The following is a 19824-nucleotide window of genomic DNA, read 5'->3' as shown; positions in this document are numbered from 1 at the left end:
ATGAGAATACAGTTACCGGCCGGAGTTGCGGCCATGCCTTTTCTGACGAGAGGCCGGAGCAGGGCGATTAATGCAGAAAACAGAAATGGTGAAAAGGGACGCGGCGGAATGGCAGCAAGCCCTTTGGGACCGTCCAGAAAAGGGAGTCCTTGTCTTAAGGATATAGAACCGGGAGATACGGTCGTATTGGCAGAGATGGAAGGCCCCGGAATTATCACCCATATATGGATAACCGTAGATGACAGGACTTCAGAAGGAGACTGCTTCGTGCTGAGGGATCTGGTGCTTCGCATATATTGGGATGACGAGAAAGAACCATCGGTGGAAACGCCGTTAGGAGATTTTTTCTGTTGTGGATTTGGGAGAGAATGTCTGGTTAACTCAAGTGTAATAACGGTAGTGCCGTCGAGAGGACTGAATTCGTACTTTCAGATGCCGTTTCGAAAAAAGGCGAGGATTGAGATAGAGAATCAGCATGTGAACAAGATTCCGGCATTTTTCTACCAGGTGGATTACTGCCTGTATGAAGATCTGCCTGACGAAACAGCGTATTTTCACGCCAGCTGGCGGCGTCAACCAATTACGGAAATCGGGAAGGATTATGTGATAATTGATGGAATTAAGGGACAAGGGCAGTATGTCGGAACATATCTTGCACTGTCGACCTTACAGAGATACTGGTGGGGAGAAGGAGAAGTCAAGTTTTATATTGATGGCGACGAAGAGTATCCCACTATATGTGGAACTGGTATGGAGGATTATTTTGGCGGTTCCTGGAGCTTTGCCACACAGGTAAACGGAAAGACTGTGGAGCAAAATTACAGTACCTTGTATTTGGGATATCCATACTACTCGAACCATGACGAGGCGGTGCATAATCCATATCACAATGACGACTGCCCTCCAATGAGAGGGTTTTACAGATGGCATATTCCAGATCCGATTTTCTTTGAAACGGAACTGAAGGTTACGGTACAGCAAATCGGGGTGGGTTTCAACGGATTGTTTGAACGCCAGGACGATTTGTCCAGTGTGGCTTACTGGTATCAAAAGGAGCCGCATAACCGGTATGAAAAACTGATGGATAAGGAATTGCGGTGGCCACGGTAATATATCGAGATCGGTCAACTTACATATTTCACATAGTATAGAATATGAATTTTGGATCTTCGGGCTCAGCAGACCCTTTCCGCAGAAAGCCGGGAGGGGTCTACTAATGTGGAAATCCAGAATTCTTCCAGTGTTTTATTAAACTGTTGAGGAACATCCATGTTCACACAATGTCCTACACCCCGGAAGATAACCATGCTGCATTCCGGCTCGCTTTTCTTCCACATCTCTATGGCAGATAACTCCGATGGAATATCATGCTCTCCACAGCCAATCAGCAGAGGATAGTCTCTTGGTGCTGTCTGCCGAACATTTACCATAGAGTTTAGAGATGCTAAATACTGAAAAGATTTTTTTGGAAACTCAATATTCATCTCATAAAAGTCTTTTTGCGCTTGCTGCGTATATGCAGATATTTTTTTGTTTGATTTCGCGAACCATTTGATAGAGAATATCGCTTTCAGCATCATAAGCATCTGGGCCACGCTATTTTCCTTCTGCATGCCCGCATCAAAATTGTTGATATCATATCCGCCAAAACAGGCGAGGGATTGTACCGTTTGGGGAAACTGATTGGCAAAGTCCTGTGCTAATACGGCGCCCAGTGAAACTCCGACGATATGTATTTTATCAATATTTTCTTTTTTCAGGATTTCGCTGATCCATGTCGACATCTTATCTATGGTGTCGTCTTTTTGTGTGTCGATTGAATTCCCGTGGCCGATCACATCGAGAGTCAGTACATTGTATTTATCCTGGAAATACTCGATCTGCGTTCTGAACATCTTATGATTGACAAAGGCAGCGTGGAGGAACAGAACCCATTCTTTTTGCTCTGTTTTGCTGACATAATAGACGATAGGAGAGTTTTTTAATTTATTCTGTTTCATATTTCACCGTTCCTCATTTTATTTAACAGATTTTCAAACCAATCGATATTGAATTTATAAAGGTCCCTTCCATAAAAAGCGGATGCAAGCTGATAATGAAAGATTTCTTTAGCGTTTTCAGGGATATCAGTATTTTTTGCTTCCTCACATAGTATTTCCAGAGCACAATACTGTTCTCTTAAAAACGACAAATAATGCTGTAGGCTTGCTTCTCGCTTCACCTTATCTGAGAAACCCATAAAATAGACCTTTACCAATCCCGGGAATCTGACGCCCTGCTGGTCGAGCGGCGCATTTACCCACTCAAGAAAATAGTGTTTTCCACTGTCTGTTATACGGTAGACCTTCTTATATTTCCCGTTCTCAACAGTTTCTTCATAATCGATATATCCGCAATGCAACAGCTTTTTGACAGCGGCCTGTATACTTCCCATACTACTGCTGTACATGAGATTCAATCCCTTTTCAATTCTCTCTCTTAATTGGTATATCGTTCTGTTACATAAGAGCAAAAGCCCAAGAATGATGTTGTCCATTGTCGTCCTCCAAATGTTACTATTAGTAATATTACCATTATAATATAATCTGGGTGAAAGTCAAGAGGCAGAGAGAAAAACGTCTGAATTATGCTGTTGTTGTTTTATATGCACAAATGCAAATCAGGATTGAGAAATTCTTTGGCACTGAGAATTGTAACAAATAGTAGACTTTTCGAAACAGTTAATATATAATGTTTATATATATAAAAAAGTTTATATGATGGATAATAAAGAGTTTTTTTGAAGTGTTTCTTGGCGTCTACTTTGTGAAATGCTGACAAATGAAAGGTGCTAAGACGTAGAAAGAATACTCTAGTTACCGGTTTAGTTGGATTTTTCAGAAAGGGAAAATATGGAAACAAAGGGAAGAGAGCGCAGAAGTATAGAAAGAGTGCAATTTAGGACCAATGGAATTATCGTTGTGCGGGAGACGGAGGAAATGCTTTATGTACAGATCGAGGACATGAGCCCTTTGGGGATTGGTTTTCGGATGGAGGCAGGCAGTCCTGATATCCGGGATAAGGACATTGTTGTCATAACAGAGACAGCGATTATGTATGCTGACGTGGTGCATGTGATAGAGCAGCAGGACGGAAGTATCAAGGTGGGCGTGTCCATGAAGAAATTTACGGAAGATCTGTTAAAGGTTCTTTTTAAAAGAATTTCTTTATAGGGGAAGATGATAAAGGAAAAACAGGTATGATTTATAATTTTAATTTAGGTATCGGCTGGGCAAGCAGCGGTGTGGAGTATGCGCAGGTATATAGGGCAAAGATTTTCAGGAGTATCGGGCAGGACGCAAAATTCATTTTTACCGATATGTTTCCAAGAGACAATATCCAGCATATGACTGAGAATATAGGTTTTCTGGATTCGGAGGTAATGTGGCTGTATACATTTTTTACGGATTGTAGAATCTCACCGGTCACTTACAATTTAAGGCAGTTAAAAGCGACCTTTAAGAGCAGGAACTATACGTTTACCAGGGAAGGAAAGATAGCGAAATACACGTTCCCGGGAGAAGGTAATTTCTACAGAGTGTATATGGTAGATGAGAAGAGTGACCGTGTCCACAGGGTGGAGATGGTTTCCCATAACTGTCTCATCCGGAAGGATTATTACACGTATTGCCGGATTTTCTCTGAATATTACGCTCCCCTGGATAAGAAAGCGCATTTATATCAGCGCCGCTTTTTTAATGAGGACGGATCCGTGGCCTATGAAGAGATTATAGATAATGGCGTAGTTATGTACCAGTTCTCGGATCGGCTATTCTGCGCGAAAGAAGAGTTGGTAGGATATATGATATCCCAATTGCAGCTAAATGAAGACGACGTGGTCATTATAGACAGAACTACCGATATTGGGCAGGCAATCATGCAGAATGCCTCTCCGGCACGAATAGGCATTGTCATTCATGCAGATCATTTTAGCGAGAGCGGTACAGACAAGCAAAATATTCTCTGGAATAATTTTTATGAATACTCTTTTGCACAGCATGAGCATGTCAGTTTTTACATTACTGCTACCAGCGCGCAGAGCAGGCTTTTGAAGAAGCAGTTTCAGCAGTACATGGGGGTTACGCCGAATGTAGTGGCGATTCCGGTGGGAAGCCTGGAAGAGCTAAAGATTCCGGCAAAGCCCAGAAGGAAACATTCCCTGATTACGGCGTCACGCCTTGCTACGGAAAAGCATGTTGACTGGTTGATCGAGGCGGTGGTAGAGGCGAAGAGGCGTGTGCCGGATCTTTCGTTGGATATATATGGAAAAGGTGGGGAGAATGCGAAGCTGATGGAGCTGATCTGCAGGCTGCAGTGCAGCGATTATGTGCGTATGTGCGGGCAGCAGAAGTTAGACGAGGTCTATATGAGGTATGAGGCGTATGTGTCGGCCTCGCTCAGCGAGGGCTTTGGCTTAAGTGTTCTGGAGGCGATTGGTTCCGGGCTTCCGGTCATCGGATTTAACGTGCGTTACGGAAATCAGACATTTATTGATAACGGGAAGAACGGCTATAAGATTCCGGTAAATGATAAGATGGAGGATAAAGATCGCATAGAAAAATTAACAGAGTGTATCGTCCGTTTGTTTACGGAGGATGATATAGAAGAATTCAGCCGGCATTCCTACAAAAAGGCGCAGGCATATCTGACGGGAAAGGTGGAGAAGAGATGGAAAGACTTGCTAAACAAAACAACGTAGTATTGCTTTTTGACAACTTTTCAACAGACAGCCAGGCGCTTTTGGACTCTTTTCAGATAGCTGGTTATGAGTGTCCGGCAGTGGTCATTGAGGACGATGGTTTTCTGCCGGATGGCGTTATGTCAGTGTACGGCTCTTTCCTGGGTGATTTTAAGGGGGATGGGGCAAGGCCGAAATATTTCAACCAGGTCAAGATTCCGGACTACTGGCAGATCCGCGGTACGAACAACAGCGGAGAGATACGTGACCTGAACCGGTTAAGGGGAAGAATATTTTATGCGGAACCTTTGCACAAACGGCTTGTGAAGGTCGTAGATTGGTATGACGAGAGGGGAGTCGTCCGCTCCAGTGATCACTATAATCGTTATGGGGCGGTCTGGGCCAGAACCACCTTCAATGCAAAGGGACATAAGGTGAATAAATCCTATTTTTCAGCCGCCGGGCAGGAAGTGATCGTGGAAAATTTTGTTACCGGCGATATCATTTTAAATGAGGGCGATGAGGTAAAATTCTTCCGCACAAAGACGGATTTTGCAGCTTACTTTTTGAAGAAAAAGGGTCTGGATCAGAGACGAATTTTCTTTAATTCTCTGTCGACCCCGTTTTTTGTGTCAAATGCACTTATGGCTTCGAAAAAGAGCGATGTGTTGTTCTGGCAGGAGCCGATCAGAGATGAAATACCGGGTAATATGCGGATAATCCTGAAGGGAGAAGCTCCCCGCGCGGGAAAAATCCTGGTGCAGAAAAGGCGTTCCTACGAGAGACTGATAGAGCTGGGAGCGGATCCGGGTATTGTAGGCAAACAAGGCTTCTTGTATCCCTTTAAAAGAAAGAACAGACACAGGGCGGAGGCGCTGATCTGCACGAATTCGGATCAGATTGAAAAATGCAGGGAAATTGTGGAGGCTCTTCCGCAGATGCATTTTTCTATTGCGGCACTTACGGAAATGTCTTCAAAGCTGCTGGCAATGGGAAATTATGATAATGTCACGCTGTACCCGGGCGTGAAGATGAAAATTCTGGATAGATTGTTTGAAAAATGCGACTGGTATCTGGATATTAACTATGGAACGGAAATCGTTTCGGCAGTACGTAGGGCATTTTTGAATAATCAGCTCATTTACGCCTTTGACAAGACCGTCCATAATGCAGATTATGTGGCTGGCGAATCCATTTATGCTCCGGAAAACGCCGGGCATATGATAGAGGATATGAAAAAGGTGTTGTCGGATACGGACTTGATGGATGAATACGTGAAAAGGCAGCAGGAAGCTGCCATGTCAGAGTGTGTGAAAGCATATGAGGAAATATTATGTTGAGTGTAAAAATGCTTGGCGGCTTTTCTATGTATTATGGTGATAAAGCGGTTATGCTGAAAAAAATCGAGAATTCAAAATCAGTCCGCCTCTTGCAGATGCTTCTTTTATCCCTGCAGAGTGGGATTCCGAAAAATGAACTGATAGATTGCTTCTATGGCTGGAATGAAAAAATTGACAGGGTAAACCGCAATAAAAACCTGAATAAACTAATCTATCGCCTAGAGAAACAGCTTGTTGATTGCGGGCTTCCTGCGGGAAGATACATAGAGATAAAGGAAGGAATATGCCGTTTTAAAAGCAGGATTCCCATAGAACTGGATACGCAGAAGTTTGAAGAAATGATAGGGATGGCGGAAGACGCGGAGGGAGAAAAGCGGATAGAGCTTCTAAGCAGGGCAAATGAGATGTACCGGGGCGACATACTTCCCGAGAATCAGTCTGAAGCATGGTTTTTGCAAAAAAGCAACTATTTTAAAAAATTGTATGTCAAGACAATCCGGGAACTTGAAAAAGAGTATATCAGAAAGAATGATTATAAAAACCGGATGCTTCTGTATTCCAGGGCAGTGTCAATCTATCCTTTTGATAACTGGCAGACAAGTTTGATCCGATGTAATCTTGAGCTGTATCGCTATGAGGAAGCGCGGAATATTTATAACAGTGCTGTGGAACTGTATATGCGTGAGCTGGACAGTTCGCCTGCGGAGGAGATGCAGCAGTGTTTTGAAAAGTTCGAGTTAAAGGATGGGAACCATATCAGGAGCCCTGGGGGCATCAATAAATGGAAGGATATGGATAAATCTTTTATGGGGAGGAGGAGCGAAATAAAAAAAGCGATGTTTGAAGAGACGGAAGTAAAGGGAGCGTATTACTGCATTTATCCGAGCTTTGTAGATTACTGCCGACTGGTAGCAAGGGCAAAAGACAGGAGTCAATTTGAGTCGATGTTGATGTTCCTGACACTGAGCCAGAAGGGAGAGGCGGGCAGCCAGAAACAGATGGATCTTCAGGAACAGATGCAATTGCTTAAAAAAGTAATTGGTGATTCACTGAGGATAGGGGATGCATATACAAGATATGGGAACAGGCATTATATTTTAATGCTGGCACATTCTAACAAGGATTTCTGCAGTTCTATATTTGAGCGGATTGAGCGGGCATATGTAAAAAGCCAGGGCAAGGGAACACTTTGGTATTATGCGGATATGACACAGGAACTGAAGCATGCGGTGCCCTAGAAATGTTTTGTCATAAATTTTTGGAAAATTGAAAAAAGTAAGGTGAGAACAAAAAAAGGGGCACTATAGGGGCTAAGTATTTAATTAAAATATATAGTTGAAGGATAAGAATAGGTTTTGACAAAAGCTGAGCTTTTGTTTTGGTCGAATATCAAGACTGGAAAGGTTGTGATAGCATTGGGTAAGAAGAAACTTACTAGGAGTCTGGTTACGGCAGCGGCGGCATTGGGCGGCGCAGGTCTTTTCCAGGAAGGCGAGATTGTATATGCGATGGAATCAGAGCAGGATTCGAATGCAGGTGATTCGATTGTTATTGAGACGACCTCAGAGAGCGAGCAGGTGAACAATGCTGCGGCGAGTGAACAGGCAAGCGTAGCGGCAGCAGAAAGTGAACAGGCGAGCATGGCAGCATCAGAAAGCGTGAAGACGAGCGCAGCAGCGTCGGAAAGCGAACAGGCAAGCAAGGTGGCATCTGAGAGCGAAGAGGCAAGCAGAGTGGCATCCGAGAGTGATGAGGTGAGCGCAGCGGCGTCAGAGAGTGACGAGATGAGCGGGGTGTCATCTGAGAGTGGCGAGGCGAGCGAGATGACATCTGAAAGTGGGCAGGTGTCGGAGTTTACGGAATCTGATAATAGTAACGAGGATGTCAGCGCAAGTGGAGATTCCGCGAGTGCCAGTGACAGTGAGACAAATTCTTTGGAAGAGGATGTTTTGGACTCTGAGGTGGCTGAAGAGGAGATAAATAATTCTGTTGATACGTCAACGGATGAAGAAAACAATTTAACTGAAACTGATAAGACTAGTAGAGTTGTCGAAAATGAAGACGGCAGTTTGAGCTATGTTGATGAAAGCGGTGTGACACGTGCATTAGAAGCGGATCGTACATATCAGGATGAAGAAGGTAAAGTATGGTATGTTGATAAAAATGGTGCAGTGCATGAATTGGATATTAACGACCGTACTTATAAAGATGCGGATGGGAAAATATATCATGTACTTGATGATGGCACAAGTTACGAGAGCGAAGAGGGAAGCGAATCTGGCAGTAATGCTGATATAGAGAGCATTCTTGATTCTATTCTTTCAAGCCTTGGCGGAAATGTTAATATGACAGCGATAGGTGACGAAGGGTCACCAGAAGATGAGGCGTTAAGAGAGGCAATCAAAAATGAATTGACTACAACGAACGAGAATGGAGAAACGGTTGAACCTTCACCTGAGGAAGTTCAAGAGCTTTATAATTATATTGTACATGAATATGGGAAAGAACTGGATGAAACTACGCAACCTGTAGAAGGTGATTCAGAGTGGGAGGCTACAAGATGGGTTTGGATTCCTTTTCTTGGTCGTGTACCAGTTGAAATGAAACAAACGACTGATGCATGGCAAAGAAAGGACGATAAACTAGAATATGGGCATTGGGAATGGAACCTCATCAGTCAGGATGGTATATGGAAATATACGTGGGTGCCTGGAAATCCGACCTTTGATTTTAGTGATATTGTTAAGGATGCAAAGAGTGCTTCAGCGAGCGAAAGCGCTTCAACAAGTGCAAGTGAGAGTACGTCGGCAAGCGAGAGTACATCAGCAAGTGAAAGCACCAGTGCAAGTGAGAGTACGTCGGCAAGTGAAAGCACGAGTGCAAGCGAAAGTACGTCAGCAAGCGAAAGTACCAGTGCAAGCGAAAGTACGTCAGCAAGTGAAAGCGCCAGTGCAAGTGAGAGTACATCGGCAAGCGAGAGCACGAGTGCAAGCGAGAGCACATCAGCAAGTGAAAGTACCAGTGCAAGCGAGAGTACGTCGGCAAGTGAGAGTACCAGTGCAAGCGAGAGCACATCAACAAGTGAGAGTACGTCAGCAAGCGAAAGCACGAGTGCAAGCGAGAGCACATCAGCAAGTGAGAGTACATCGGCAAGCGAAAGCGCTTCAACAAGTGCAAGCGAGAGTACGTCAGCAAGCGAAAGTACATCAGCAAGTGAAAGCACCAGCGCAAGTGAAAGTACGTCAGCAAGCGAAAGCACCAGCGTAAGCGAGAGTACGTCAGCAAGCGAAAGCACGAGTGCAAGCGAGAGCACATCAGCAAGTGAAAGTACCAGTGCAAGCGAGAGCACATCAGCAAGCGAGAGTACCAGCGCAAGTGAAAGCACGAGTGCAAGCGAGAGTACGTCGGCAAGCGAGAGTACGTCGGCAAGCGAAAGCACGTCAGCAAGTGAAAGCACGTCAGCAAGTGAAAGCACGAGTGCAAGTGAGAGTACGTCGGCAAGTGAAAGCACCAGTGCAAGCGAAAGTACGTCAGCAAGCGAAAGTACGTCAGCAAGCGAAAGTACCAGTGCGAGCGAAAGTACGTCAGCAAGTGAAAGCACCAGTGCAAGTGAGAGTACATCGGCAAGCGAGAGTACGTCGGCGAGCGAGAGCACGAGTGCAAGCGAGAGCACGAGTGCAAGCGAGAGCACATCAGCAAGTGAAAGTACCAGTGCAAGCGAGAGTACGTCGGCAAGTGAGAGTACGTCAGCAAGCGAGAGCACATCAGCAAGTGAGAGTACCAGTGCAAGCGAGAGCACATCAGCAAGTGAGAGTACGTCAGCAAGCGAGAGTACATCAGCAAGTGAAAGTACGTCAGCAAGCGAAAGCACCAGCGTAAGCGAGAGTACGTCAGCAAGCGAGAGCACATCAGCAAGTGAAAGCACCAGTGCAAGCGAGAGCACATCAGCAAGTGAAAGTACCAGTGCAAGCGAGAGCACATCAGCAAGTGAAAGTACCAGTGCAAGCGAGAGCACATCAGCAAGCGAGAGTACCAGCGCAAGTGAAAGCACGAGTGCAAGCGAGAGTACGTCGGCAAGCGAGAGTACATCAGCAAGCGAAAGCACGTCAGCAAGTGAAAGCACGAGTGCAAGTGAGAGTACGTCGGCAAGTGAAAGCACGAGTGCAAGCGAAAGTACGTCAGCAAGCGAAAGTACGTCAGCAAGCGAAAGTACCAGTGCGAGCGAAAGTACGTCAGCAAGCGAAAGCACCAGCGTAAGCGAGAGTACGTCAGCAAGCGAGAGCACATCAGCAAGTGAAAGCACCAGTGCAAGCGAGAGCACATCAGCAAGTGAAAGTACCAGTGCAAGCGAGAGCACATCAGCAAGCGAGAGTACCAGCGCAAGTGAAAGCACGAGTGCAAGCGAGAGTACGTCGGCAAGCGAGAGTACATCAGCAAGCGAAAGCACGTCAGCAAGTGAAAGCACGAGTGCAAGTGAGAGTACGTCGGCAAGTGAAAGCACGAGTGCAAGCGAAAGTACGTCAGCAAGCGAAAGTACCAGTGCGAGCGAAAGTACGTCAGCAAGTGAAAGCACCAGTGCAAGTGAGAGTACATCGGCAAGCGAGAGTACGTCGGCGAGCGAGAGCACATCAGCAAGTGAAAGTACCAGTGCAAGCGAGAGCACATCAGCAAGTGAGAGTACATCGGCAAGTGAGAGTACCAGTGCAAGCGAGAGCACATCAGCAAGTGAGAGTACGTCAGCAAGCGAAAGCACGAGTGCAAGCGAGAGCACATCAGCAAGTGAAAGCACCAGTGCAAGTGAGAGTACATCGGCAAGTGAGAGTACCAGTGCAAGCGAGAGCACATCAGCAAGTGAAAGTACCAGTGCAAGCGAAAGTACGTCAGCAAGTGAGAGCACCAGTGCAAGCGAGAGCACATCAGCAAGCGAAAGCACCAGCGTAAGCGAGAGTACGTCAGCAAGCGAGAGCACATCAGCAAGTGAAAGCACGAGTACAAGTGAGAGTACCAGTGCAAGCGAGAGCACGTCAGCAAGTGAAAGCACCAGTGCAAGTGAGAGTACGTCAGCAAGCGAAAGCACCAGCGTAAGCGAGAGTACGTCAGCAAGCGAGAGCACATCAGCAAGTGAAAGCACCAGCGCAAGCGAGAGTACGTCAGCAAGCGAGAGCACATCAGCAAGTGAGAGTACCAGTGCAAGCGAAAGCACATCAGTAAGCGAAAGTACGAGTGCAAGTGAGAGTACATCGGCAAGCGAGAGTACCAGTGCAAGCGAAAGCACATCAGCAAGCGAAAGTACCAGTGTAAGTGAGAGTACATCAGCAAGTGAAAGTACCAGTGTAAGCGAGAGTACATCAGCAAGTGAGAGTACGAGTGCAAGTGAGAGTACCAGTGCAAGCGAGAGTACGTCGGCGAGCGAGAGCACCAGTGCAAGCGAAAGCATGTCCGCAAGTGAAAGCACGAGTGCAAGTGAGAGCACCAGTGCAAGCGAGAGTATATCAGCAAGTGAAAGCACGTCCGCAAGTGAGAGTACCAGTGCAAGTGAGAGTACATCAGCAAGCGAGAGTACGTCCGCAAGTGAAAGCACGAGTGCAAGCGAGAGCACATCAGCAAGCGAAAACACCAGTGCAAGTGAGAGTACCAGTGCAAGCGAGAGCACGTCGGCAAGTGAGAGTACGTCAGCAAGCGAGAGTACCAGTGCAAGTGAGAGTACATCAGCAAGTGAAAGCACCAGCGCAAGTGAAAGCACCTCGACAAGTGAGAGTACATCAGCAAGCGAAAGCACGAGTGCAAGCGAAAGCACGTCAGCAAGCGAGAGTACCCCAACGAGTGAAAGCACCTCGACAAGCGTGAGCGAGAGTACCTCAGCAAGTGAGAGCGCGTCGACAAGTGAAAGTGCATCCACAAGTGAGAGCGCATCAGCAAGTGACAGTGCATCCGCAAGCGGCAGTGCATCTGCAAGCGACAGTGCTTCAACCAGCGATAGCGAGAGCGAAAGTGCATCAGCAAGCACATCGACCAGCGAAAGCCAGGCGGTCGTAACACCGGACGATGATGCGGGTACTACGACACCTACGGTAACGCCTGTGCCAGCGCCTGTGGCGGCACCTGTAGCAGCAGCGGCAACACCGGCTCCGACGCCGACGCCTGCGACACCGGTAGAGGTAATAGAAGATGAGGAAGTACCGCTTGCGGTTGTGGATACAGAAAATGAAGAGGATGTACAGGAACTGGCTCCGATTGAAGATGAAGAAACGCCATTGGCAAATATGGATCTCAAGGAGAGTGTAAAACATTGTATTCTCCATATTATAGAATTGCTCATTGCCGGAGGCCTGGCTATCTTCTACATCGGTGATACGTCTAAGCAGAAACAGAAGATTCGGGAATTGAAAGAAAAGATCGATTCCGATAACGAGAGGAGAGATGTATAAGATGGCACAGATATTTGAGCATGTATGCCTGGGATTTTGCGTATGGGACATTCCGGCGTTGCTTGTGATCATTGCAGTGATTGCCGGCTTTACCGTAAGGCTGCGCAAATTAAAAAAAGAACGGAAAGAATTAGAAGACAGAGTGAGTGAATAATTAAAACGGAAATTAGTGGCCATCTTGATCTTATAAGGTGGGCACTAATTTCTTGTACATTCAGCAAATGTATAAGAAAGACAGGAGATTATTTTGTCACAGGCCAATAGTAAATCAAACATAATAAAGTACAAAATTTTATATACCTGCATCATTCTTTTTGTATATGAACTGGGAAAAGGCATCCCCTTATATGAGGTAGAGACTCTGGCGCGTTCCATCCATACCATATCTGCAGAGGAAATATTAATACAGACTATCAGCGGAGATGCGTACCGTTCTTCTGTTTTTGCACTTGGCATCTTTCCATATATGATATCGTCTCTCCTTGTACAGATTGCAATGGCAATCCTTAACGCATTTTCAAAGGATAAGGTTTCCCCCGGAAAGCTTGGACGCATTACCGCTCTGGTGACTTTTGTGGTAGCTATGCTGCAGGCTTTTTCGTTAGTGCGGGGACTGCAGTTTAGAACTGAGGGCGTTTTCGTAAGAGAAGTAGCTGTGATGGAGATGGTCACAGGTGCAATGTTGATCTGGTGGATGTCTGACCGAATCGGCAGATATGGCATCGGAGGAAGAATGATGATAGGGTTGGTGAATATTGTGAGCCGGATCGGCTCCACGATAATAGGTCATTCGGTGCAGGAACTTATCGTTCCTCTGGCAATATCCGCCGCAGGTATGCTTATCATGATGATCATGGAAAATGCGGAATTCCGGATTCCGGTACAGCGCATTTCGATACACAATGTCTATGCGGACAAAAACTATATGGCTGTCAAACTGAACCCTGCCGGGGTAATGCCGATGATGTTCTCCACGGTAGTATTTATGCTTCCGCAGCTGGTGGTTTCCCTGCTGGAGAAGCTGTTTCCAGGACAGCCGGATATTATCTGGTGGCAGGCTAATTTATCTTTGGCGCGGCCGCTTGGGATAGGCGTATATATCATATGTATGTATCTGCTTACCATTTTTTTGGCTATCATGACGGTCAACCCGAAGGATATTACGGAACAGTTCTTAAAGAGCGGGGACAGTATCGTAGGTATTCATGCAGGGCGCGACACCAGGCGGTATTTGCGGAAAGTAATATGGAGCATAAGCATTTTCAGCGCTACGGTCATGGGCGGATGCGTTGCGGTGCCGTTAGTTCTGCAGCTTCGAGGAAGTCTTGACAGTACGCTCGTAATGCTTCCGACAACAGTTATGATGCTGACCGGTTTGTGGTGCAATTTTATTCGGGAGTATGTTTCTGTTCGGAAATATGATTTATACCATCCCATATTTTAGGAGGAATTAAGGAGAATGTTATATTTTATTCCGGCATGGTACCGGCAGAATGAATGGTGTGAAAATGAACAGAGCTGGCATACAAGGCGGATGCACTCGGAATTTGATGAGACTGTAAAGCAGATTCAGCTCTTTCATCGCAGCGGGGTTTATCCATATCAGATCATGCTTCTTAGCTTTGCACCGAACTTCAGGCATTTTCTTCACCGGCAGGGGGTATACCATGCGTCGTATTGGTCATGCTTCGATGCAATACAGCAAATCAGGCGGAAGAAGGCTCATGTATTGTCTTTTCACAATATAGATTGGCCCAAAGGGATTGAGTTCGTCTATTCGCAATTCGTGGTGCTTGCTTTCCTGAAAGGGAAAAGGTATGCAAAAATAGAATTCGGGGAAGATGGAAATCCGATTCAGGTAGATATGTATGAGGATAACATGCTGTGCCGCCGCAACATATATGACGACAGGGGATTTCTTTCCTGTACGGTTCTCTATAAGAATGAAAAGCCAATTTATCAGGAGTTTTTAATGAGGGACGGGAATTGGAAGCTCCGGCGCTTTTATGAGGACGACCATGTGGAAATCAATCCGCGTAGGCAGGAGTATTTGCTGCTGTGCGGGGACAAGGAGCGGACGAAACGATTTTCCAGGCTTTCATATGGAAATATGCAGCAGGTCATTTATGAAGTTCTGACGTCCTATCTGCAGCTTACGGCGGATACGGATATCTTCTGCGCGGCCATGCATGAACGTCACGCAGGACTTTTACAGGAGGCACTGGCGGACAGAAGGACGATACTTTCTTTTTATGAAAATCGGTATCTGCCACAGGAAAATCCGGAGCAATGGAAAATGATGAAAAGGGCAGATTTCATCATTACGGATTCCGCGGAAAATGAAAAGAGAATCAAAAATTGTCCCGGTATGGAATCAAAGAAAACCACGGTTATCTCCCCTTATAATGTGAGCGCGGATTCCGGGACAAGCGGCAGGATCAAGGTTCAGAAAATATTGGTGCCGGTGGATGGTATGAAGGAGGACGTTTTTCATGAGCTGATACTGGTGTTGGCGGGCTATCTTTCACGGAATATGAATGCGAGGGTTCATCTCTTCACCAGGGAGGCAGAGTATGGAAGAGGGAAGAAGCTTCTGGAGTGGGTTCGGGAGGAATTAAGAGAAGCCGGACTGGAGGAAGGCCTTGCTGTGGAGACGGATGCAGAAAATATCTCAGAGAATAATCTGCATGAGGAAGAAAAGATTACTCAAAAGTTTTTCGCCGAGCAATGTGTGAGCGAGCTGGATGTAAGTACCTGTATGCGGCAGCAAAGGCTGATTGTCGATGTGAGGAAAAATCCGGAGATGTTCCCTCAAATCATAGCGCTCAGTCTCGGAATACCGCAGATTGTCTGTACAAAGACGGAGTTTGTAGAAAGCGGCAGAAATGGAATTATATTAGAAGAGATAGAACAGCTGCCGGATGCCTTAGACTATTATCTGGTTGGGTTGACACATTGGAATGAGGCGAGGGTCTATTCCTATGAGCTTGGAAGAAATTACACCACAGATAAGCTGTTGAAAACATGGAAAGAGGTGCTGGATTTCGTTGGATAAGATTCATATTTTGCAAATAGGGGACAGAGACTGGAATGAAGTTTACGAACTCCCGGAAGAGGTCAATTTAGAGCATACAAGGGTTTTTACAGAGCTTCCGGAAAAGCCTTATGATATGTGTATTTTGGACAAGGCTCCCAGCGAGGAAGAGATAGAGCTGTTATACCAGGCAGTGAAGGCGTATACATTGTTTCTTACGGAAAGCGTAAGGATGCGTGGACCGGCAGCCTGGCTTTGCAGATCAAAAAGAGCGAAGCGTATTGCGGATTCAGATATGCAGCGGTTTTTATTAGAGGAAACGAGATATTTTTTCTCAAAGCCTTATGGAGAAAAATTCAGCTTAAGAGATGTAGCTATTTCCCGTGACTTTTCTGGCACTGTGAAGTGGCATGGCAACTATAGTGTGGAACTGCAGGGAGAGTTTGGCGACGATTTCTGCCAGATTGCCCTTTGGAGGTATAACAGTCCCGTGTCTCAGGGGCAGGTTGTTGATCTGTGGCTGGAATATCATAAGGAACCGGAAGTCGAGCTGTCCCTTATAGTGAATCAGTTTGTTGATAGTAGCGTTGATCAGATGCTGGGACAGTGTGAGTTTGATGAAACACAGTTAAGCCGGATGATGCGGATTGAGGCAAAGAATGGGGACAGTAGTCTGTCGTTTTCACTGCGCGCCAGAGGAAAAGGGAAACTTCAGATTATTGCGTTGCATAAGAGATTCTCCAGAGGAGGTTGCGGGCATTTCCTACCAGGAGGGAAGCGTTATGTATCGTCTGGGCGAGAGGAGCTTTTCTATTATTTTGATCCATGCAATATGGAACCACCTCTCAATGTATATTTTGCCGGATATAAGACACAGGAGAGTTTTGAAGGTTACCACCTGATGAAAAACATGGACTGTCCTTTTCTGCTATTATCCGAGCCGCGGCTTGAGGGCGGGAGTTTTTATATGGGGTCGCGAAGATATGAGAGACGGATTATTTCTATTATTGAAAAATATATGGAAGAGTTGGGGTTTACTTCGGATCAGGTTATACTATCTGGTCTTTCCATGGGAACCTACGGTGCTTTATATTATGGGTGTGATATCAGGCCGCATGCATTGATTCTGGGCAAACCTCTGGCCAGCATAGGAAATGTGGCCGCAAATGAGAAGCATCTCCGTCCGGGAGGCTTTGCCACATCTTTGGATGTATTGCGGTATGTGTGCGGCTCTCTGGATACGGATGCAGTAGAAAGGTTAAATAGCAGGTTTTGGGATAAATTTGATGCTTCTGACTGGGGAAGGACGAAATTCATCGTATCTTATATGATAGAGGATGATTATGATTCGGATGCATATAACAAACTGCTTTCCCACCTTAGCTCAAGCGGCGTGCAGGTATATGGAAAGGGAAGTCATGGCAGGCATAATGATAATACGAGCGCAATTGTAAATTGGTTCGTTGACCAATATGGGAAGGTCTTGCGCGAGGATTTCGGGAGAGGGATAAAGAAAAAATGACGGGTGAAAGATGGACGATTTTCTGGAGTGAATATTCTTCGGACACTTATCTTTATGGGTCGGAAATATCCTACAATAGAAAGGATGAAGTTGTGTTCAGAAACAAGCTGATGCCGCCGGGGACAGTGATCAAGCAGTGGTATTCTAAAACGAATTACCAAGCACAGAGGATTGAGCCTGTACTGCCTATGATTGACGGGGAGGGCAGGTATCGGATCCGTGTGGATATTGACTGTCCGAAAGGGGAAGCATGGCTTGTAAGGCTGGTGTTTTTTGACAAATACGGGGAGGAAGTCGGTTCTGTTGCTGTCAGAGACAGGATTATGAATTTCAGGTGCCCTTTAAAAACATATAGCTATAAGATGCAGCTGGTTAATGGCGGGATGACAGAGTTTTACTTTCATTCGATTGAGATATGGGAAATTATAGATGAAACAGAGAAGAAAACTGAGGCAACTGAATAAGCTTCTGCGTCAGGTAAGAAGATGCGGAGAATATATGGCTGAGCTTTCGGATGAAGAGCTGGCGCATCTGACCGTGGAGTTTAAGGAGAGATTGGCTCGCGGGGAGACGCTGGATGATATCCTGCCGGAAGCATTTGCGGCGGTATGTGAGGCCGATTACAGGATTCTGGGAATGGCGCCATTTGATGTACAGGTTCTGGGCGGTATTGCTCTTCACAAGGGATACCTTGCGGAGATGAATACCGGCGAAGGGAAAACGCTGGCAGCGACCATGCCCCTGTACCTGAATGCTCTGACGGGGAAAAGCACCATATTGGTAACAGTGAACGATTACCTTGCAGCCAGAGATGCGCAGGAGATGGGGCAGGTATACCGTTTCATGGGGCTGTCTGTGGCGGCAGGCGTCTGTGAAAGTGGGGGCGAGGGCTTTTCAAATGCGGAAAAAAAGGAGATTTATTCCGCGGATATTGTATATACGACCCATGGAACGCTGGGTTTTGATTATTTGTTGGACAATCTGGTCACAAAAGCAAGCGACCGGTTTCTGCGGGAATTTTACTATGTGATTATTGATGAGGCGGATTCTGTCCTTTTGGACAGCGCACAGATGCCTCTTGTCATTTCTGCCTCTCCCAGAGTGCAGTCCAATCTGTATGAGATGGCAGATTTTTTTGTCACCACGCTTCAGGAGGATGTGGACTATGAACAGGAAGAGGGAAAGGTATGGCTTACAGACAAGGGAGTGCAGTATGCTGAGACATTTTTCCAAATTGATAATTTTTACAGCAGAGAATATTTTGAGATCAACCGACATGTGATCCTGGCGCTCAGAGCTCATGTATTGCTTGAGGAAGGCAAGGATTATGTTGTGTCTCCTGACGGAGAGGCTGTGCTTCTGGATGGGGAATCCGGACGTATGATGCGGGGCGTGAAGCTTCGCGGAGGGCAGCATCAGGCGATCGAAGTGAAAGAGGGCTTTAAGCCTTCTCAGGAAAGTCGTTCTGTTGCCGCGATTACGTTCCAGAATTTATTTTTGATGTTTCCGAAGATGGCAGGGATGAGCGGTACGCTGTCAGATGCGGCCGAAGAGCTGAGGGATGTGTATGGCGTGAAGGTTCTGGTCATACCGCCCAACCGTCCGATGAGGAGAAAGGATCTGCGGGATTTGTATTTCAGAGATTCGGACAGGCAGCTTGAAGCGGCGGTACGTATGATATCGGAGCTCCATGAAACGGGCCGGCCGATTCTGGTTGTGGCATCTTCCATAGTGGACACGGAGCTGATATCGGAAAGCCTGTTGAAGGTGGAGATTCCGCATAATGTATTGAATGCGAATAATGCGGCGTGGGAAGCCCAGATTATCAAAGAAGCCGGGCAGAAGGGTGCGGTGACTGTCGCGACGTCGATGGCGGGGCGAGGCACTGATATTAAGCTTGGAGAAGGCGTCGAGGAGCTTGGCGGGCTTGCGGTGCTCGGAATAGGCCGGATGGCCAATACCAGGATGGAAAGACAGGTGAGAGGCCGCGCCGGAAGACAGGGGGATGTGGGCACAAGCCGTTTCCTCGTGTCTTTGGAGGATGGGGTCGTGGAAGGCAACGGACCGTCAAACCTCGATAAATATCTGGAGGGTAAGAAGCGCATTGGCAGGTGTAAGCTGAAAAAAGTGATTAACAAAGCCCAGTCACTGGAAACGGAATTTGCGACTATAGGGCGGAAACGTTCTACGGATTATGATAAGGTCGTGCAAAAGCAGAGGGCGCTGATTTATACGACCAGGGATCATCTCCTTGCCGGGGATGACGTGCCGATAGAAAAGGTATTGGAGACGGCGAGGGAGAATATAAGGGACTTTCTGGATGCGGAGATGCCGGTCGATATTTACTCGCTTAACCGGTATATTCTGGATAATATTTCCTACCGCCTGGATGATGATATTGCGGATATTCCGCTGGATGATCATGACGTCATCGAAGAGTGTCTTATAAGGAAGGTTGAGCAAGGGTTAAGAGCGCAGGAGGAGAAGCTGGGGAACAGGCAGCGCATGAATGAGTTTATGCGTATTGTTATCTTGAGTGCCGTTGATAATGCATGGGTGGAACAGATGGATTATATTCAACAGCTTCAGGCGGTGGTGTCCGGAAGGGCTACCGCACAGAGGAATCCGTTATTAGAGTACCAGAATGAGGCTTTTGAGTCTTTTGGGAAAATGGAGAAGACAGTGAAAATAAATGCGATTCGGAATGTGCTGCTTAGCAGTGTGTTTGTGGATGAGGCGGGGAGGATTCATATACTGCTTCCGTAGGAAAAGGAGTTTGGAGT

Annotated in this window: 16 protein-coding genes; 13 read left to right on the top strand and 3 right to left on the bottom strand. The window is 46.4% G+C overall.

The features are described 5' to 3' along the window. The gene (locus ABXS75_15640) at window positions 1–1110 is read left to right on the top strand and encodes a glycoside hydrolase family 172 protein (protein ID XCP87174.1); all 1110 of its coding nucleotides are present in this window, start codon (window positions 1–3) and stop codon (window positions 1108–1110) included. 65 nt (window positions 1111–1175) lie between these two features. Here ABXS75_15640 and ABXS75_15635 read toward each other — a convergent pair whose 3' ends face one another. Together ABXS75_15635 and ABXS75_15630 are read right to left on the bottom strand one after the other, a co-directional pair. Further along, a complete protein-coding gene (locus tag ABXS75_15635; GenBank protein ID XCP84476.1) occupies window positions 1176–2000 on the bottom strand; it encodes an alpha/beta hydrolase in 825 nt (274 codons plus the stop codon). Next, window positions 1997–2536: a helix-turn-helix transcriptional regulator gene (locus ABXS75_15630; GenBank protein ID XCP84475.1), complete on the bottom strand. Its 540-nt coding sequence runs from the start codon at window positions 2534–2536 to the stop codon at window positions 1997–1999. Before ABXS75_15630 ends, ABXS75_15635 begins: the two co-directional genes overlap by 4 nt. Before the next feature lie 355 nt (window positions 2537–2891). Between ABXS75_15630 and ABXS75_15625 the strand changes: the two genes are divergently transcribed. The 5 genes from ABXS75_15625 (at window position 2892) to ABXS75_15605 (ending at window position 8355) form a co-directional block, all read left to right on the top strand. Next, complete coding sequence (locus ABXS75_15625) at window positions 2892–3212, top strand: PilZ domain-containing protein (protein XCP84474.1); 321 nt, start codon at window positions 2892–2894, stop codon at window positions 3210–3212. Between the two features lie 26 nt (window positions 3213–3238). Further along, the gene (gtfA, locus tag ABXS75_15620) at window positions 3239–4738 is read left to right on the top strand and encodes an accessory Sec system glycosyltransferase GtfA (protein XCP84473.1); all 1500 of its coding nucleotides are present in this window, start codon (window positions 3239–3241) and stop codon (window positions 4736–4738) included. Next, window positions 4708–6057, top strand: a complete 1350-nt coding sequence (gene gtfB, locus ABXS75_15615; protein ID XCP84472.1) for an accessory Sec system glycosylation chaperone GtfB — start codon at window positions 4708–4710, stop codon at window positions 6055–6057. The genes gtfA and gtfB overlap by 31 nt, the downstream gene beginning before the upstream one ends. Then, window positions 6051–7295 (top strand): bacterial transcriptional activator domain-containing protein, encoded by a 1245-nt coding sequence (locus tag ABXS75_15610; GenBank protein ID XCP84471.1) that lies wholly within the window; start codon window positions 6051–6053, stop codon window positions 7293–7295. The genes gtfB and ABXS75_15610 overlap by 7 nt, the downstream gene beginning before the upstream one ends. A 913-nt stretch (window positions 7296–8208) precedes the next feature. After that, complete coding sequence (locus ABXS75_15605) at window positions 8209–8355, top strand: hypothetical protein (GenBank protein XCP84470.1); 147 nt, start codon at window positions 8209–8211, stop codon at window positions 8353–8355. Between the two features lie 379 nt (window positions 8356–8734). On the opposite strand, the gene ABXS75_15600 is transcribed toward ABXS75_15605, so the two are convergent. Then, complete coding sequence (locus tag ABXS75_15600) at window positions 8735–12064, bottom strand: hypothetical protein (GenBank protein XCP84469.1); 3330 nt, start codon at window positions 12062–12064, stop codon at window positions 8735–8737. Between the two features lie 73 nt (window positions 12065–12137). On the opposite strand from ABXS75_15600, the gene ABXS75_15595 reads away from it, so the two are divergent. The 7 genes from ABXS75_15595 (at window position 12138) to secA2 (ending at window position 19807) form a co-directional block, all read left to right on the top strand. Next, window positions 12138–12485, top strand: a complete 348-nt coding sequence (locus ABXS75_15595; GenBank protein ID XCP84468.1) for a hypothetical protein — start codon at window positions 12138–12140, stop codon at window positions 12483–12485. A 1-nt stretch (window position 12486) separates the two neighbouring features. Continuing rightward, window positions 12487–12639 carry a hypothetical protein gene (locus tag ABXS75_15590; GenBank protein XCP84467.1) on the top strand — a complete coding sequence of 51 codons (153 nt, stop codon included), beginning with the start codon at window positions 12487–12489 and terminating at the stop codon, window positions 12637–12639. Window positions 12640–12732: 93 nt separating this feature from the next. Next, on the top strand, window positions 12733–13929 hold the full coding sequence (locus ABXS75_15585; GenBank protein XCP84466.1) for a preprotein translocase subunit SecY: 1197 nt from the start codon (window positions 12733–12735) through the stop codon (window positions 13927–13929). A 15-nt stretch (window positions 13930–13944) separates the two neighbouring features. After that, window positions 13945–15540: an accessory Sec system protein Asp1 gene (gene asp1 / locus ABXS75_15580; GenBank protein XCP84465.1), complete on the top strand. Its 1596-nt coding sequence runs from the start codon at window positions 13945–13947 to the stop codon at window positions 15538–15540. Further along, window positions 15533–17041, top strand: coding sequence for an accessory Sec system protein Asp2 (gene asp2, locus ABXS75_15575; protein ID XCP84464.1), 1509 nt, complete (start codon window positions 15533–15535; stop codon window positions 17039–17041). Before asp1 ends, asp2 begins: the two co-directional genes overlap by 8 nt. Further along, a complete protein-coding gene (gene asp3, locus ABXS75_15570; GenBank protein XCP84463.1) occupies window positions 17038–17505 on the top strand; it encodes an accessory Sec system protein Asp3 in 468 nt (155 codons plus the stop codon). Before asp2 ends, asp3 begins: the two co-directional genes overlap by 4 nt. Then, a complete protein-coding gene (gene secA2 / locus ABXS75_15565) occupies window positions 17471–19807 on the top strand; it encodes an accessory Sec system translocase SecA2 (GenBank protein XCP84462.1) in 2337 nt (778 codons plus the stop codon). Before asp3 ends, secA2 begins: the two co-directional genes overlap by 35 nt. Window positions 19808–19824: the final 17 nt, after the last annotated feature.

The organism is Roseburia hominis (assembly GCA_040702975.1).
Taxonomy (GTDB): Bacteria; Bacillota; Clostridia; order Lachnospirales; family Lachnospiraceae; genus Allocoprococcus; species Allocoprococcus hominis_A.
The sequence above is the reverse complement of the archived record's forward strand: the minus strand, read 5'-3'. Positions and strand labels throughout refer to the sequence as shown.

What these genes read in the sequence shown, in the direction of transcription:
- ABXS75_15640 (XCP87174.1), top strand. Translation starts at nt 1, where the DNA reads ATGAGAATACAGTTACCGGCCGGAGTTGCGGCCATGCCTTTTCTGACG.
- ABXS75_15635 (XCP84476.1), bottom strand. Translation starts at nt 2,000, where the DNA reads ATGAAACAGAATAAATTAAAAAACTCTCCTATCGTCTATTATGTCAGC.
- ABXS75_15630 (XCP84475.1), bottom strand. Translation starts at nt 2,536, where the DNA reads ATGGACAACATCATTCTTGGGCTTTTGCTCTTATGTAACAGAACGATA.
- ABXS75_15625 (XCP84474.1), top strand. Translation starts at nt 2,892, where the DNA reads ATGGAAACAAAGGGAAGAGAGCGCAGAAGTATAGAAAGAGTGCAATTT.
- gtfA (XCP84473.1), top strand. Translation starts at nt 3,239, where the DNA reads ATGATTTATAATTTTAATTTAGGTATCGGCTGGGCAAGCAGCGGTGTG.
- gtfB (XCP84472.1), top strand. Translation starts at nt 4,708, where the DNA reads ATGGAAAGACTTGCTAAACAAAACAACGTAGTATTGCTTTTTGACAAC.
- ABXS75_15610 (XCP84471.1), top strand. Translation starts at nt 6,051, where the DNA reads ATGTTGAGTGTAAAAATGCTTGGCGGCTTTTCTATGTATTATGGTGAT.
- ABXS75_15605 (XCP84470.1), top strand. Translation starts at nt 8,209, where the DNA reads ATGTTGATAAAAATGGTGCAGTGCATGAATTGGATATTAACGACCGTA.
- ABXS75_15590 (XCP84467.1), top strand. Translation starts at nt 12,487, where the DNA reads ATGGCACAGATATTTGAGCATGTATGCCTGGGATTTTGCGTATGGGAC.
- asp1 (XCP84465.1), top strand. Translation starts at nt 13,945, where the DNA reads ATGTTATATTTTATTCCGGCATGGTACCGGCAGAATGAATGGTGTGAA.
- asp3 (XCP84463.1), top strand. Translation starts at nt 17,038, where the DNA reads ATGACGGGTGAAAGATGGACGATTTTCTGGAGTGAATATTCTTCGGAC.
- secA2 (XCP84462.1), top strand. Translation starts at nt 17,471, where the DNA reads ATGAAACAGAGAAGAAAACTGAGGCAACTGAATAAGCTTCTGCGTCAG.